16 protein-coding genes are annotated in these 15,289 nt (G+C 59.3%); 7 read left to right on the top strand and 9 right to left on the bottom strand.

The genetic code is table 11. The features are described from left to right. Window positions 1-25 precede the first annotated feature (25 nt). From VNT00_RS09080 to VNT00_RS09055, 6 genes are all read right to left on the bottom strand, one after another. The gene (locus VNT00_RS09080) at window positions 26-928 is read right to left on the bottom strand and encodes an HAD-IIA family hydrolase (protein ID WP_325586654.1); all 903 of its coding nucleotides are present in this window, start codon (window positions 926-928) and stop codon (window positions 26-28) included. Next, complete coding sequence (locus VNT00_RS09075; protein WP_325586652.1) at window positions 925-2,436, bottom strand: hydroxymethylglutaryl-CoA lyase-like TIM-barrel protein; 1,512 nt, start codon at window positions 2,434-2,436, stop codon at window positions 925-927. The genes VNT00_RS09080 and VNT00_RS09075 overlap by 4 nt, the downstream gene beginning before the upstream one ends. Further along, the gene (locus VNT00_RS09070) at window positions 2,433-3,803 is read right to left on the bottom strand and encodes an acetyl-CoA carboxylase biotin carboxylase subunit (protein ID WP_325586650.1); all 1,371 of its coding nucleotides are present in this window, start codon (window positions 3,801-3,803) and stop codon (window positions 2,433-2,435) included. The genes VNT00_RS09075 and VNT00_RS09070 overlap by 4 nt, the downstream gene beginning before the upstream one ends. Continuing rightward, window positions 3,800-4,318 (bottom strand): acetyl-CoA carboxylase biotin carboxyl carrier protein, encoded by a 519-nt coding sequence (accB, locus tag VNT00_RS09065; protein WP_325586648.1) that lies wholly within the window; start codon window positions 4,316-4,318, stop codon window positions 3,800-3,802. The genes VNT00_RS09070 and accB overlap by 4 nt, the downstream gene beginning before the upstream one ends. A gap of 244 nt (window positions 4,319-4,562) precedes the next feature. Beyond that, window positions 4,563-5,294, bottom strand: coding sequence for a spermine/spermidine synthase domain-containing protein (locus tag VNT00_RS09060; RefSeq protein WP_325586646.1), 732 nt, complete (start codon window positions 5,292-5,294; stop codon window positions 4,563-4,565). 120 nt (window positions 5,295-5,414) lie between these two features. After that, window positions 5,415-5,831, bottom strand: a complete 417-nt coding sequence (locus VNT00_RS09055; protein ID WP_325586644.1) for a cupin domain-containing protein — start codon at window positions 5,829-5,831, stop codon at window positions 5,415-5,417. A 200-nt stretch (window positions 5,832-6,031) separates the two neighbouring features. On the opposite strand from VNT00_RS09055, the gene VNT00_RS09050 reads away from it, so the two are divergent. Further along, window positions 6,032-7,300: a citrate synthase gene (locus VNT00_RS09050; RefSeq protein ID WP_325586642.1), complete on the top strand. Its 1,269-nt coding sequence runs from the start codon at window positions 6,032-6,034 to the stop codon at window positions 7,298-7,300. 78 nt (window positions 7,301-7,378) lie between these two features. After that, window positions 7,379-7,894 carry a DinB family protein gene (locus tag VNT00_RS09045; RefSeq protein WP_325586640.1) on the top strand — a complete coding sequence of 172 codons (516 nt, stop codon included), beginning with the start codon at window positions 7,379-7,381 and terminating at the stop codon, window positions 7,892-7,894. Window positions 7,895-7,927: 33 nt separating this feature from the next. On the opposite strand, the gene VNT00_RS09040 is transcribed toward VNT00_RS09045, so the two are convergent. Next, entirely contained in the window at window positions 7,928-8,434 is a 507-nt protein-coding gene (locus tag VNT00_RS09040) for a DUF2478 domain-containing protein (protein ID WP_325586638.1), read from the bottom strand. A gap of 15 nt (window positions 8,435-8,449) precedes the next feature. Continuing rightward, a complete protein-coding gene (locus VNT00_RS09035; protein ID WP_325586636.1) occupies window positions 8,450-8,911 on the bottom strand; it encodes a DUF6790 family protein in 462 nt (153 codons plus the stop codon). Between the two features lie 125 nt (window positions 8,912-9,036). On the opposite strand from VNT00_RS09035, the gene VNT00_RS09030 reads away from it, so the two are divergent. Beyond that, a complete protein-coding gene (locus VNT00_RS09030; RefSeq protein WP_414650913.1) occupies window positions 9,037-10,008 on the top strand; it encodes a threo-3-hydroxy-L-aspartate ammonia-lyase in 972 nt (323 codons plus the stop codon). A gap of 207 nt (window positions 10,009-10,215) precedes the next feature. Continuing rightward, window positions 10,216-11,385 carry an arabinose transporter gene (locus VNT00_RS09025; protein ID WP_325586634.1) on the top strand — a complete coding sequence of 390 codons (1,170 nt, stop codon included), beginning with the start codon at window positions 10,216-10,218 and terminating at the stop codon, window positions 11,383-11,385. On the opposite strand, the gene VNT00_RS09020 is transcribed toward VNT00_RS09025, so the two are convergent. Further along, window positions 11,365-12,513: a Fic family protein gene (locus VNT00_RS09020; RefSeq protein ID WP_325586632.1), complete on the bottom strand. Its 1,149-nt coding sequence runs from the start codon at window positions 12,511-12,513 to the stop codon at window positions 11,365-11,367. The genes VNT00_RS09025 and VNT00_RS09020 overlap by 21 nt on opposite strands. Before the next feature lie 228 nt (window positions 12,514-12,741). Here VNT00_RS09020 and VNT00_RS09015 point away from each other — a divergent pair, with 228 nt between their 5' ends. The 3 genes from VNT00_RS09015 to VNT00_RS09005 all read left to right on the top strand — a co-directional run. After that, window positions 12,742-13,062 (top strand): nucleotide pyrophosphohydrolase, encoded by a 321-nt coding sequence (locus VNT00_RS09015; RefSeq protein WP_325586630.1) that lies wholly within the window; start codon window positions 12,742-12,744, stop codon window positions 13,060-13,062. Then, window positions 13,059-15,002, top strand: a complete 1,944-nt coding sequence (locus VNT00_RS09010; RefSeq protein WP_325586628.1) for a DNA/RNA helicase domain-containing protein — start codon at window positions 13,059-13,061, stop codon at window positions 15,000-15,002. The genes VNT00_RS09015 and VNT00_RS09010 overlap by 4 nt, the downstream gene beginning before the upstream one ends. A 65-nt stretch (window positions 15,003-15,067) precedes the next feature. Further along, window positions 15,068-15,289, top strand: a 222-nt coding sequence (locus tag VNT00_RS09005) for a transposase (protein ID WP_325586625.1), incomplete at its 3' end; no start/stop codon positions are given.

Here is a 15,289-nt window from a genome sequence, read left to right as displayed (position 1 = left end):
GTCTATGGCGTTTTGCTTGAAAGCTTCAGGGCACGATGGACTGCAGCTGATTCACGAGTTCACCTACGTCGTGCGCAATCCAATGGGGTTGCTGGCCGGAGGGCAGGTCCGGCAAATCCTTGGCCTGCGTGGCGCCGCTGAGTACCAGCACGCCCATGGCATCCATGTCGCGGGCCAGTGCCATTTCGGCCTGGGCGGCATCGCCCACGATGACAATTTGGCCGTTGCCGCCGCCAAGCCGTCGCCGGAGGCTCTGGCCCAGTTCTTTGGATGGCTTGCCGCACACAATGGGCTGCACGCCGGTGACCGAGGCGATCGCGTGGGCGATGGCGGATGAAACGGCTATGCTGCGGTTTACACCGCCGTGAAACCAGGGCGACGAGACCGAGGTGTACAGCGCGGCGCCATGATCGGCGATGCTTATGCAGGCGGCATTCAGGTTGGCCGAGGCGTAGTTGTCGGCGGCGCCCACAACGACGGCATCGGCATCTGAAGTGTCGGGCGCCACCACGTCAAGCCCGGAGCCGCGCACGGCTTCAGCCATGCCTTCATCGCCTACGACCAGAACTCGCGCACCGGGATGAGCCCGGGCGATGGTGTCGCCCGCCGCCGTGGCGGCCGTCATCATCTCGTGGTCGGCAATGTCCAGTCCTATGTCGCGCAGGTGCGCGGCGTAGGTGGCTACGGTGCGCTGCGAGGCATTGGTGCAGACGACAAATTTGCGCTCATTGCGCCGCAGCCAGTCAAGCAGTCGGGCCGCACCTTCAATGGCTTTTCCGCCGGCGCCGCCGGCCTTGCTGGTCTTGACCAGGCAACCGTCAACGTCGAGCATCCAGCCGTTGGCGTGAGCCAGATCCGTCAAAATGGATCGGGCATCACGGTTTTCATAGAGCACATCCCGGTAAGGAAAGGCCAGGGCTTTGGTCATTTTGTGGTTCCTTGTCGGGCGGGCGCCGTGCGCCTGCCGGTCAGTGTCAGTGTGGCGTCACCTTGTGCAACCTGAATCGACAGTGGGCGCTGCGGGTCGCTCAGGGCTGCGGCAAGCTCACGCAAGCCCAGGTCAGCGCCACCGGCGCGCGCGCGCCGGCGGCTGTCGCGGTCAACGATCATGGCGTCCATCTGTTCCCCGGGCATAACGGCGCGCAGCAGCAAGTCTTCGTCGGTCAGGCTGCCCCCGAAGCGGTGACGCAACTCTTCGAGCGAGGGGGCTTCCTGTTCAGCACGCGTGGCGCGTTGTCGAGCCCTGGGCAGCTCATGAACGCGGTCCAGAAGATCCGGATCGATAGGGCCGGGCATCGGCCCCCAGTCGCCCAGCAGCATGTCGACGACTTCATCGCTGATGCGCTGATAGCGTTCCTGGGCCATGACGTTCAAAGCCGCTTGCGTCACGATGTATTGGGCAAACGGGGTAACCACAATGGGCCACCCAAGGTCGGCCCTGACTTGCTGCGCCTCTTCAACGACGGCCGGCATCAGGTGCTCTTTGCCCATTTCACGCAGCTGGCGCGCCGTGGTGCTGAGTACGCCGCCGGGCAATGTGTGGCGGTAGTACGCTTCGTCGTACAACAGCGGTTTGCCTTCGGGCAGGTTGCGCAATCTGGCCTCGCGCATCAGTAGATCGGAAGCCTTCTGCATGGCATCGAGATCGACATCGACCGTGTGGCCGCGCGCCCGCAGATTATGAACCAGCTGCATGGCCGACGCGTGCGATGCGCCTTCGGCAAGCGGCGGCAAGGCGCAGTGCAGACGATGCAAGCCCAGGTCGGCGCCGGTCAGCAGGGTCAGCGGCGCCAGGCCGGTATTGCAGTGGGTGTGAAGCTCGTCGATGACTTTGTTTTTCAGGCCGCGGCGAAGGCTGGGAACCAGCGTCTGCAGGCGCTCGGGTGTCAGCAGGCCGGCGGGGTCCTTGATGTAGATGGAGTCAATGGCATCGCAGTTGTCGAACTGGGCGATTTTCTCGGTGAAATAGGCATCGGTATGCACCGGGCTGATCGTATAGCACAGCCCGCCGATGATTTCTTCGAACCCCGCTTCTTTGGCCAATCGGGCGGTAGACATGGCTGCTTCCATATCGTGCATGGGGTCTATCACCCACAGGCGGGTCACACCGTGGCGGCGCAGCAGTTCGAAGGCCAGCTTGAACAGGTTGGATGGCGTGCGCGAGAAGGTGATGAAGCGCTTGCCTGTGGTCAGGAAACCCAGCATGGTATCGGGCGCAGCCTTGCGCAGGGCATCCAGGCGATCCCAGGGATCTTCGCGGTGGTAGCGTACCGCCGTGGCGAACATGGTGCTGGTGGCCGCCTCGGCGGCGTAGTACTTGGCAGCATTGATATGGGGCGCCACGCGTTCTATCGTGCCGGTGCGTACGCCCACCGCCCCCCAGATGCTCTGGTTGCCGTCACGCAGGCTTACATCGATCAGTCTTACATCGGTCATCTCGGATCCTCCATGAGCCGCGGCAGGGCGTCTTCGAGCCAGCGCGTCGTCACGTTGTTTTTGACGACTTCCGGGGTCTTGAGCAGGCGCTGCAGCAGCGGCAGGTTGGTGCGTGGCCCTTCGATTTCCAGTCGCTCCAGTGCTTGCTCCAGGCGTTGCAGGGCCGCCGCGCGATCCGGGCCCCAGGCAATGATTTTCGCCATCAAGGCATCGTAATGCGGCGGGAACCGGTAGTTTTCATACAGGTGGGTGTCCAGCCGGATGCCTCCCAGCGGTGCAGGGCGCCAGCGCGTCAGCGTGCCCGGTGACGGCGCCAGCCCCCGATGCGCATCTTGTGCCGTCAGGCGTAATTCGATGGCGTGGCCGTCGACCCGGATGTCTTCCTGGCGCAGTGATAGCGGTTCACCAAACGCCACCAGTATTTGCTCGCGCACCAGGTCGACCCCCGTAACCGACTCGGTGACCGGGTGCTCGACCTGCACCCGCGGATTCACTTCAAGAAAGCACCAGGCGTTGCGCTGCACGTCATAGAGGAATTCGATCGTTCCCAGGCTGACGTAGTTGATTTGCCTGGCCAGGCTGAGGGCATAGCCATGCAGGGTGTGCCGGGCCGATTCCTCCAGAGCGGTGCACGGGGCTTCTTCCAGCATTTTCTGGTAACGGTACTGCACGGAGCATTCGCGCTCTGCCAGATGGATGTGATTGCCGTGCCGGTCGCCGAGAATCTGCACCTCAACGTGCTTTGCGTCCGCCACGAAGCGTTCGACAAACACGGTACCGTCGCCGAAGGCGGCCTGGGCTTCGGAAGCGGCCAGTTCCCACGCCGCGACCAGATCCTTGGCGTCATGCACCAGCTTCATCCCGCGCCCGCCGCCGCCAAAAGCCGCCTTGACCAGTACCGGGTAGCCGATCTGGCCGGCCAGCGCCAGCGCCTCTTCACCTGAAGTGGTGGGTCCGCCCGGCGAAACCGGCACGCCGGCCGCTTGTGCAACACGGCGCGCACTGAGCTTATCGCCCAGGATATCAAGGTGTTCGGGCTGCGGGCCGATGAAGATCAGGTCGTTATCGGCGCAGGCTTGGGCGAGGGAGACACGCTCCGACAAAAAGCCGTAGCCCGGGTGCAGCGCCGTGCAACCGGTGGCCACCGCCGCATGCACCACGGCATCGACATTCAGATAGCTTTCTGAAGCATGAGATGGCCCCAGCACCACCGTTTGCCCGGCCCGTCGCGCGGGCAACGAGTTCTTGTCGAAGGCCGATACGCCCAGGACGGTGTCAATGCCCAGGCGGTCGCAAGCTTCAATGATGCGAAGCGCGATCTCGCCGCGGTTGGCGACGAATACCTTGCGAGGCTTGGCTGCGGTCATGACGCGCTCGATTCCTGAACGCTGAACAGGGGCTGGCCAAACTCTACAAGTTCGCCGTTCTCGGCGTGGATGGCCACAATAGTGCCGCTGACCTCCGCACTTACCGAGTTCATCAGCTTCATGACTTCTACTATGCACACCACGGAATCCGGGCCGACAGCGTCACCGATATGAACAAAAGGCGGTTCGCCGGGCTTTGGGGCGCCATAAAACGTACCCAGCATGGGGGCCGTGATGACCTTCGCGCCTGGCACCGGGTTGCGGGCAATACCGGATGCGGACGGCTTGCTTTTTTGAGTGTCGCCTGGTGCGATTGGCTGCGCTGCGAGAGGAGCCGGCGTGGTCGGCGCGATGTGCGCCGCCGGGGCTGCCGAAGACGGCCTCACGGCCTCGGCTTCGACGGCGCCGCGACGCACCACGATATGTGTTTCCCCTTTGTCGTAGCGAAACTCCGTGAAGTCGGCCTCTTTAAGCAGCGCCACCAAGGACGCCAGTTCGGCAAGATCAATATCCATGGGCTACCCTTGTCTCTCCAGTGGTTGGAATAGTTTGATAATTGTTGTGAGAGCAGTGTAGGCAGGGCCGCCGGCATCATCTGTCGGGGCGATGACAATTGAGGTTAGGGATTTCACTAGGAGGGGAAATGAGGGAAGTGGGCAGGGTGCCGGTTGGCGTGCCCATTGACATTGCAACCACGCTCGGATCTATGGTGAGTGCCGCCCGGAAAGCCCAGGGGATGCACCAGGCATGTAGCAGCCGTTAAGAGTGTTCCATGTCCCGGCTCATCCAGCTATGCAGGCCGGCGACCCAGGTTTCTGCCGCCAGGCCCAGCGTTGCGCGTATTTCCGCGGCGCGTGCATAGAGGTCGTCAAAATCGACCGAGGGCGGCTGCTTGAATGCGATCGCCACCATATTGCCGTCGTGGACTTCAGGCAGCCACGCTACCGCCTCGAAGGCATTCGCCATCATCTGGATATGCTGCAGATGATCCGGCCAGTCGCAATACACGTTCACGGTCATCATGCCCTTGGCGGTCAAGCAGTTGGCGCATGCGGCGTAGAAGGCGTCGGTGCTCAGCAAAGGGCCTTTCGCTTGCGCATCGTACAAATCGACTTGAAGAATGTCGATTGAACGGCGACGGGAAAAGTCCATCACATAATCCAGGGCATTCATGTTCAGTACGTTTAGCCGTTCATCGTCGGGCGGCAGCGCGAAGTGAGTACGGCAGATATCGATGACGCCTGGATCAAGCTCGACCGCGGTGACCGTGGCCGGAGCAAGGCGGCGATAGCAGAATTTGGTCAGCGCCGCCGCGCCCAGACCGAGCTGAGCAATGTGCGCGGCGTCGTCGCGAAACAGCAGCCACATCATCATTTGCTGGACATATTCCAGTTCGATGTCGTCCGGCTGGTCGATGCGCATGGCGCCTTGCACGGCGGACGAGCCGAAATGCAGGGTGCGCACGCCGTCAGCCTCCAGAATGTTCAGCATAGTTTTATTGGTGTGATGGGCATGTAGCATTATCGCCAATCAGCGGGATAGATGCAGGCGCCATATGCCGTTGTGGCCTTCGCCAGCGTCCCGGTTGCAAAGATAGCGAACGTACGGCAGTCAAATCTTGCGCGTGCGGGGAGGATGATAAATCACCAGCATTTCCAGCGGGTCCGCGCCGGTGTTACGAAACGAATGCGCCTGGCCGGCCGCGATGGGGCTCACAGACCCCGCGCGGACTTCCTTGACTTCGTCTTCGACTGTTACCTCCCCGTGGCCTGAAAGAATATAAAACACATGAGCCCACGGCTCGACGTGCCTGGGCGAAGCGCCGCCCGCGCCGACGGTCGTCAATTCGATGCTGTAGGCATTATTGGTAAATTCCGGTGGCACAACGGTCTTGTAGCCTGCTTTCCGGATGAATATTCCCGTCAGCGGAGTCCAGTCTATATCATCAACATGCCAAGTTACGCCGCCGCCTGCCGCCTGTTTCGGCAAGGCGCTGTTTTCGGGGTTGTGTTCCGTAGTGGGGTTCATGTCTCGATCCTTCAATGTTGTTGATGTAGTTCCATGCGGTTGGCCCTGAATATGGGAATTCCTGGGCTGACCGGGATGGCATGCCGGCGAAATGACGACTGCATATTGCCGAGGTAGGCCGCTATTCAAGTCGCGCTAGGTGTAATCACTTTATCGGTTATAAAATCGGTAATCAATATCGATTAATAGAATCAATATAAATGGATAACCCTGATTATGTAACGCGCGAAGAAGCCATTCGGGCACTGCAAATCAAGCCTGCAACGCTTTACTCCTATGTCAGCCGGGGCCTGCTGCGGCGAATCAAGGACCGTGACCAGCGCCGCAGCATGTATCTGCAAGAAGACGTCGACAGGCTCAAGGCCCGGCGCCCCGGCCAGCCCGTAACAGCCGATGCCGCCGCCAAAGCCCTGCGATGGGGTGAACCGGTAGCCAGCACAAGCATCACCTGCCTTGACTCCTCCGGACCTTGCTACCGCAATCGCAAAGCCATCGAGCTTGCGCGTTCCGGCGCTTCGTTCGAGGCCGTGGCCCACCTTCTGTTTACCGGCTTATGGCAGCCCGCGGCGGGAGCCTGGCCCCGGGTAGAAACCCCGGTCGATACCCTGAAAACGTTGAAGTCGATGGGTAAAGGTATCGAGGCCGCCGATTTCAGCAAAGCCGTTACCAGGGCCGTCTTGTCGCTGGGCATGCAGGGCCGCGGCGCTACAGAGCTGGCCGGAGAGGGTGCGGAACCTGAACGTCTCATCATCCAGACCGTGGCCGGGTGCATGGGCTTTCTGTCTTCACATGGCCGTTTCTTTCCTCGCCGGGAAGGCGAATCCATCGCTGCCCAGGTTCTCGGGGCCGCCGCCTGCAAGCCGTCGGCCGGAGCCGTAGCCGCCATCGATGAAATGCTTATCGTGCTTGCCGATCATGAACTGGCCAGCGCCACATTTGCCGCGCGCATCGCCGCCTCCACCCACAGCGACCTGTATTGCTGCGTCGGCGCCGCCTTGTGCGCGCACGCCGGATCCGCCACCGTTGCCGCCACCTTCGCGGTCGACGAGCATGTGTTCCACCCGCTTTCAAAGCGTAATTGGAACGAAATGCACGCCCTGGTCAAGCAGCGCGGCACGACCTTGTTCGGCTTCAACCACCCGCTTTACCCAAGCGGCGATCCCCGCGCCGACTACCTGCTGGAACTGGTATCCAGGCTGAAGCCGACCGATCCCAAGGTGCCGATGGTGCTTCGATTTCTAGAGCAGGCAAGAACAGAAAGCGCCGTGTTGCCGGGCATTGCCGTGGCTTTGGTCGTGTTCGCCAGAGCGCTGGGCATGCCCTCGGGCGCGGCATCCGCGCTATGGATAATCAGCCGATCCGCCGGCTGGATCGCACATGCTCTGGAACAGCGAACCCAAGGGTATATGTTGCGCCCGCGGGCCCGTTTCGTGGGTGGAGATACCACCGCCATGTATCGTCCCGGGTAGCTGCCGTCATTCATCAATGCGTCTTTCAGATAGAGCCTCGCCGCCGGCAGAGGCGCGAATCAACATCAAAGGGGTTCCATGAAACTCGATCTAGCCAACTACGCCGCCACCATGGCCCGCTACAACCGCTGGATGAACACCAAGCTTTACGCTGCCGTTGCGCCTCTTGACGATGCGCAGCGCAAGGCGGATTGCGGCCTGTTCTTCGGTTCCGTACACCGTACCTTGAATCACCTGCTGCTCTGCGACCAAATGTGGCTGGCCCGATTCACCGGCGCGCCCGTCGCCGCGGTCAACCTCGACGACGAGCTGTTCGCCGATTTCGAAGGCCTGAAAAAGGCGCGAGAAATCACCGACGGCGACATCGAGCATTGGGTGGAGGGGCTGGTCTCGTCGCCTCCGCCCGACCGGCTGCATTACATCAGCGTGTCCCAGAATGCCGCCCGGGACGTGGATTTCGCCCAGACCATCATCCACTTCTTCAACCATCAAACCCATCATCGAGGCCAGATAACGGCAGCCTTGTCGCGGCAAGGCGTGGATTTTGGCGTGACCGATCTTATTTTCATGCCGGGCGTGGGGCTTGCCAGCTAAGTTCGACGAACAGGCGGGAAAGATGGCTTTGGCTTAGGCTTTAGCCGCACGCCACCATTGAGCAACGGATTCTTTATCGCCCTCGAGCCAGGCCGCCTTTGGGGCGACTGCATTCCACGCTTCGCGATGCTTGGATGAAACGGTTGTCAACAGCGGCTTGCCCGCCGCAATGGCCGCCTGGAACACCGGCCAAAGCCCCCCTTGCGAAGCTTCCAGCTTGCCGAACTTGCTCAAAACCACGACATCGGCTTGCGCTATTTGTGCTAGCAGATCGGCGGCGGCGCTTTCCAGCCCTGTTGCATCGAGATGGCAGTCGCTGTCGGCCGGCGGAGTGTCGAGCTGGATGGAGAATTCCTTCCCCGATGCAAGATCGCGCACGAACCCCGCGCTGCACATGCCTTCCTCGGTATTGTTCTCGGCGAGAACACCGGCGACTTTTATGCCCGCGTTACGCCATGCGGCAACAGCGTCCGACAAAAGAGCCTGGGAATCCAGGCCTTCACGGTTTGCGATGACGGCGATGTTGTTCGAGTTGGACATTGATTTCTTCCGATTCTAGGTTAATAGGCCGTGCCAGAGAAGATAAATGGCCAAGACCGCCGCGATGCCAAGGTCCGAGACCATGGCCGCGATTTCCGCGCCGGTGGAGGCTTTGTTTCTGACATGCTGGATGCCCGCCAGCCCAAAGAAGATACAGCCCGCCAGAGCTACAGCCGGCACCCAGGCCGGGAAGTAAAGGCTCGCGATGGCCGGGACTCCCAGCGCAAGATTGCCAAAGCCAATCTCCAGCACAAGCTTGCTTGCCTCGGGGTCATGGATTTCAAAAATTCGTTTCGCGGTAAAACCCGGCCGCAGCATTTGGTGCACTGCTGCAACAGCAAGGCGCCACCCCATGCCCCAGAACACGAACCAGGTGCCCAGCGCATCAACCAGTTCCGCCTGGCCGGCGGTGACGTCCAGAATAATTGAAATAACAGGCAGGACTGCCATCAGCAAAACGATCACGACAAGCTGCATGGCAGATTCTCCTATGCGATCAAGCAGATGTGACGATAGCTGCCGCGGCGTGGATGCGCAACTGCTTGGCCGGTGTAGGCGCCGGCATTGTATTATCTCGGCAAGCCGGCCGAAAAAGGATTTCAATGATCAACCTTCCCACTTTCGACGATGTGGCGGCGGCGTCTGAACGTATTCGGGGCTACGCCCACAAGACTCCCGTGATGACTTCGCGCACGGTCGACGAAGACTTCGGCGCCAGCGTTTTTTTCAAGTGCGAGAACTTACAGAGGATGGGGGCGTTCAAGTTCCGCGGGGGCTTCAATGCCTTGTCGAGGCTCACTCCTGAACAGCGCAAGGCTGGGGTTGTCGCCTTTTCCTCCGGCAACCATGCGCAAGCAGTTGCGCTTTCGGCCAGGCTTCTGGATATTCCCGCCACCATTGTCATGCCGCACGATGCGCCGGCAGGCAAGATGGCTGCCACCAAAGGCTATGGTGGCAATGTGGTGGTCTACGACCGCTACACGCAGGATCGCGAGCAGATCGGCCGGGAGCTGGCGGAAAAACACGGCCTGACACTGATCCCACCTTACGACCACCCCGACGTGCTCTGCGGCCAAGGCACGGTGGCCAAAGAGCTGTTCGAAGAGCTTGGCCCGCTGGATGCCCTTTTCGTGCCGTTGGGCGGCGGCGGCCTGCTTTCGGGCTGCGCGTTGGCCGCCCGGGCGCTGGCGCCCGACTGTCAGCTATACGGTGTCGAGCCCGAGGCGGGCAACGACGGCCAGCGCTCGCTCCGCACGGGCGCCATCGTACATATCGACACGCCCAAGACCATCGCCGACGGCGCGCAAACACAGCATCTGGGCAATCTGACGTTCCCCATCATCCAGCGGGACGTCAACGACATCCTGACCGCTTCGGATACCGAACTTATCGACTGCATGGCCTTCATCGCCACCCGCATGAAGATCATTGTCGAGCCGACCGGCTGCCTGGGATTCGCTGCCGCCCGGCGGATGAAGGACAGACTGAAGGGAAAACGCATCGGCGTGATCCTGAGCGGCGGAAACATCGATATGGCGCGTTTTGCTGGGTTGGTCGGCGGCGAGTCACCTTAGCTACTTTCTCGCGACGGCGGAATACGGTATGCTGTTGCCGTTGTCTCTCGCCGGGGTTTTCTTCCTCGAAGGCAGCCGTAAGCGTTTACGTTAACCAACGCATTACCAGCGGCACTTGCGCCGGCTGGCGATGTGCGTTGGTGTTGCTCCACTACTCATCTCGCTTGCCTATCGTTTTGATGCCGCCTTGAAGGAGCGGCACATTTAATGTCGAACATTTTGCGGGATTCTTCTTTACGCCGTCTGGTCTGGATGACCCTGGCGTTATTCTTTTCCTATCTGGCCGTAGCCATGTCCATGCCTGCCGTGGCCGTGCATGTCTCGCGCACCCTGGGCATGGACAACGTCGCTTCCGGCCTGGCCGTGGGCATCGCCTTCCTTTCTACCATTCTCAGCCGCGGTTGGGCCGGGCGTCTGGCGGATATGCGAGGCGGCAAGACCAGCATGCTGGCGGGCCTAGCCGTGTACACGCTGGCCGCGCTGCTGTGCCTGGCATCGTCCTTGCCAGCGCTGGGAGCAGGCACTGCATCGTACGTCATTTTGCTTGCCGGCCGGCTGCTGTTGGGGCTGGGCGAAAGCCTTACCCTGGTCGGCGTGCTTGCCTGGTGCATGGCCATGATGGGGCCGGCACGCTCCGGCCTGGTGATGGCGATGGCCGGCATGGGCATGTATGGCGCGTTTGCCGTAGGCGGTCCGCTGGGGCTGTGGCTGCTGCAGCATAGCGGCTTTGTCGGCCTCATGGTAATTTGCGCCGCCTTGCCGCTGCTCGGCGCGTTGATGTCGTGGTGGGTCGCGCCCGTCGTTCTTGCGCAGTCGGGCCAACGCCCGCCGTTCGCGCAGGTCATCGGGCTGATCTGGAAGCCCGGCACCGTGGTCGGCCTGCAAGGCATAGGCTTCGCCGCGCTCGGCGCTTTCCTTCCCCTGTATTTTCTTGCCAAAGGATGGCATGGCGCAGGCTATGGCCTGACGTGCTTCGGCGTTGGCTTCGTGGTGATGCGGCTGCTGTGCGGCACCCTGCCGGATCGAATCGGCGGAGTTCCCGTGGCACTGGCATCGCTGCTGGTGGAAGCCATCGGCCAAGCTCTGCTGTGGCTAGCACCCAATCCAACCGTGGCCCTGGCGGGAGCACTATTGACCGGCATGGGCTGCTCCATGGTGTTTCCGGCTATGGGACTCGAAGCGGTCAAGCGAGTGCCCGCCCACCTGCGCGGAACCGCCATCGGCGGCTTCGCCGCGTTCCAGGACCTGGCCTATGGCGCCACCGGACCGGTGGCGGGCTGGATTGCGGATCATTTTGGGCACGCTCAGGTGTTTTTTATTGGGGCCGCCGCGGCAGGGCTGGGGGTGTTTATGACGCTACGGTTGCGGGAGAGGTAGCGGGGTGGCCAGCATCTTGCGATTTACTTCGTAGCTTGTGCTGCGGCCGCCTGCTGTCGATTTATGAAGCACCCCTTGTTGGAGCAACCCTGTGATGTCGCGTAGGGCAGTGTCATTGGAACACTTGGCGAGGGCTGCCCATTTACTAGTGGTCAGCTTTCCTTCATACCCATCCAACAGTCGATTCAGCACCTTGATCTGCCGTTCGTTCATCGGAATGGTCGAGGCTTGTTGCCAGAACTTCGCCTTGGACAGCACCTGATCCAGCGCACCGTGGGCCTGTTCCACAGCTTTTAACAAGGTTGCCAAGAACCATTGCAGCCACCTTGTCACGTCCATGTCGCCCTTTTGTGTACGCTCAAGAACGTCATAATAGGCGTTCCGCTCTCGCTGAATTTGCGCGGAGAGACTATAGAACCGTTGTGTGCTTCCATCCGCTCGTGCCAGGAGTAGATCGCCGATGGCGCGGGCAATCCGGCCATTGCCGTCATCAAAAGGATGCAGCGTGACGAACCATAAGTGTCCCAGGCCGGCACGTAGTAGATGGGGATGGTTGGCCCGCGCGTCATTCAACCAGGCCAGGAAAACATTTATCTCCGCGGGCAGCCGATCAGCCGGAGGAGCTTCGAAGTGAACCTTCTCACGGCCAATCGAGCCAGAAATCACCTGCATTGGGCCCATGGAGTCATCGCGCCAACGGCCAACGTGAATGCGGCTCAGCCCCGAGTAGCCGGTCGGAAATAGTGCGGCATGCCAGCCAAGCAGACGCTCAATGGTCAGTGGAGCAGCCGCATTATTGGTCGCGTCCAATACCATGTCCACGACACCGTCTACGTGGCGATCCACGGGGGCTAGGGCGCCGATGTCCACACCCAGACGACGAGCGACTGAGGATCGAACAGAGGCTGCTTGCAGCGTTTCGCCTTCGATGGCGCTGGTTTGGATGACATCTTCCGTTAACGCGAAGAGGCAGGCCTCATCACGCAGGGCCATACCTATATCCGCCAGGCGGCCAAGGAGCATCCCTTGGGTACGGCTGACCGATGCCAAGGGCTCCGCCAAGGCAGAGAGATCGTATTTCCAGCCAGGCCAATGCGGCGATTGCCAGATATATTCACCGTAATTCATGCGGTGATTGTGGTGGGTTTTTGCCTTGCTGTCAATTTTTGCTGCGGTTGATGGTTAGTTGTGCGAATCGGCCAGGCAAGGGGTGACGTTGTCCTGGGCCGCTCTGAAACGACGTTCTGAGAGGAGCGGGACACCCTTCATGCTGGCGCCGGGGGAGCTATCCAGTGCAGCTTGCAGTCAGGCAAGTTACTATTTCCTCCAATAAGGTAAGTCAGAATAGGTCAGGAAATGGATCAAGTCATACAAAGGTTGCGCCGGTTTCGCGACGATCGCGACTGGAAACAGTTTCATAACCCCAAAGATTTGGCTGTGGCCCTGAGCATCGAAGCCGGCGAGTTGCTGGAAGCTTTTCTCTGGAAGGCGCCCGAAGATGCCGACACTGAAAAAGTAAAAGAAGAACTGGCGGATGTCCTGGCTTATGCTTTGTTGCTATCGGATGCTTATGGCTTTGATGTGCAAAAAATCGTCCTGGAAAAAATCGAGCGTAACGAAGCCAAATACCCGGTAGACAAGGCCAAGGGTAGCGCCAAGAAATACACTGAACTATGAGCGCACCGCATCTTGTCGAAGTAAATCAATACGGGTTTTCGTCTGACACCTTGGACGGCATAAAGGCCAACGCCTACGCCAGCAATAATTGGCCGCTGGTTTATATACTCAGTGACGGCGCCACCCGCCATGCCTATGTTGGCGAAACCACCGATACGCTTACTCGGTTGGGTACGCATCTAAAGCACCCGCACAAAAAGAAGCTGACCACGGTGCATCTGATAAGCAGTGAGAGGTTCAACAAGTCAGCGACCCTGGATATCGAATCGGGGCTTATTAAATACATGGCTGCCGACGGCCGTTTCAATCTGTTGAATGGCAACCTGGGTCTGGTCGATCACAATTATTATCAGAAAGACGAACTGTACTCGCAGATTTTTCGTGAAACCTGGGACAAACTGCGGGCGCAAGGCGTTGCGGAACGTTCGCTCGAAGTCATCGATAATTCCGATGTATTCAAATATTCGCCTTATAAATCCTTGTCATTCGACCAGCGGCAAGGCTTGATGGAAATCATGCGCGCATTGCTGGATCCTGGCTTGAAGAACATTGTGGTCGAAGGTGGTGCGGGAACTGGAAAGTCGGTTCTAGCCATCTTCCTTTTCAAGCTTCTTCATTCCGACGATGCCGACCTGAGTCTGCAAGAGTTTTCCGAAGAGGAAAACGAGCTGCGCGAGCTGTTAGCGCAACTTAAACAACGCTACGTAAAGCCTCGTATGGCGCTGGTTGTGCCGATGACATCGTTCAGAGGCACCCTGAAAGATGCCTTTAGAAACGTGGCTGGCCTGAGCGCGGATATGGTTATCAGCCCTTCGGAGCTGGCGCGGAACTATTACGACATTGTGCTGATTGACGAGTCACATAGATTACGTAAGCGTGTCAATTTGGGTGCATACTACGGAGCTTTTGATAAGGCATGTAAGGCGCTTGGGCTCGATAAATACACCTGCAGCGAGGTCGATTGGGTAAAGCAGCAGTCGGATAAGGCGGTGTTCTTCTATGACCCGGACCAATCCATCAAACCTTCCGACGCCAATGCCGCCGATTTTCAGGCAATCATGTCGTCGCCTGGCTCAAGGGTAATGACACTGGTGTCCCAGTTTCGTGTCCGGGGAGGGCAGCATTATGTGCAATTCATCGACGACCTTCTGAACACACGCTTGGTAGCGAATAACGTGTTCAGATCGAGAAAGTACGAATTCCTGTTGTTCGACGATATATCGGAACTGATTGCGGAAATTCGCGAGAAGAATCAACACTACGACCTGTCGCGCCTGGTCGCCGGTTATGCATGGCCGTGGCGCTCAAAAAAGAATTCGAGCCTGCACGACATTGAAATCGGCAATGTTCAGTTACGCTGGAATAGCATCGAAAATGGCTGGGTCAATTCGCCGAACGCTGAATACGAAGTCGGCTGCATCCATACCACCCAAGGCTATGATCTTAACTACACAGGCCTTATTTTCGGCAAAGAAATCCGCTATGACAAAGCGCTCGGCCAAATTTTCATTGATAAGGACAGCTATTTCGATCGCAACGGCAAGCAAACCGTCAAAAACCCAGCCGAGTTGAAGCAGTACATACTCAATATTTACAAAACCATCATGTTGCGCGGTATAAGGGGCACTTTTGTTTACGCTTGCGACGAGGGCCTTCGCGATTATCTGAAGCAACACATACCCATGCGCCAGCCGGTTGTCGACAAGCTCATCAAGCCAATTGCAAAGCTAGTGCCGTACGTCAATGCCGTTCCTGTTTACGACTTGCAGGCCGCAGCGGGTGGCTTTAGCGAGCTTCAGCATGTCGAGCATGAAAACTGGGTTGCGGTGCCGCAAGGAGTAGTGGCTGGTAAAAACCTTTTCGCCTGCCGGGTGGTGGATGAATCCATGAACAAAATTATTCCTAATGGCTCTGCCTGCCTGTTTCGCATGAACCGGTAATCCCCCCAGAAAAGGAACGGTCTTAAAGGTAGAATTTTCTAACAGCAGTATTCAGGAAATTTTGCATGAAGACCTCACGCTTTACCGACAGTCAGATTATTGCCATCCTCAAGCAGTCCGAAGCTGGCACACCGGTGCCAGAGCTATGCCGAGAGCACGGTATGAGCAGCGCTACGTTCTATAAATGGCGCGCCAAGTACGGCGGCATGGATGCAGGCCTAATGTCACGCATGAAGGAGCTGGAGGCGGAGAACGCCCGGCTTAAAAAGATGTATGCAGAGGAACGG

The sequence above is a fragment of the Eoetvoesiella sp. genome, assembly GCF_035555955.1.
Taxonomy (GTDB): domain Bacteria; phylum Pseudomonadota; class Gammaproteobacteria; order Burkholderiales; family Burkholderiaceae_B; genus Eoetvoesia.
Note: the sequence above shows the minus strand (reverse complement) of the source record. Positions and strands in the feature narration are given on the sequence as shown.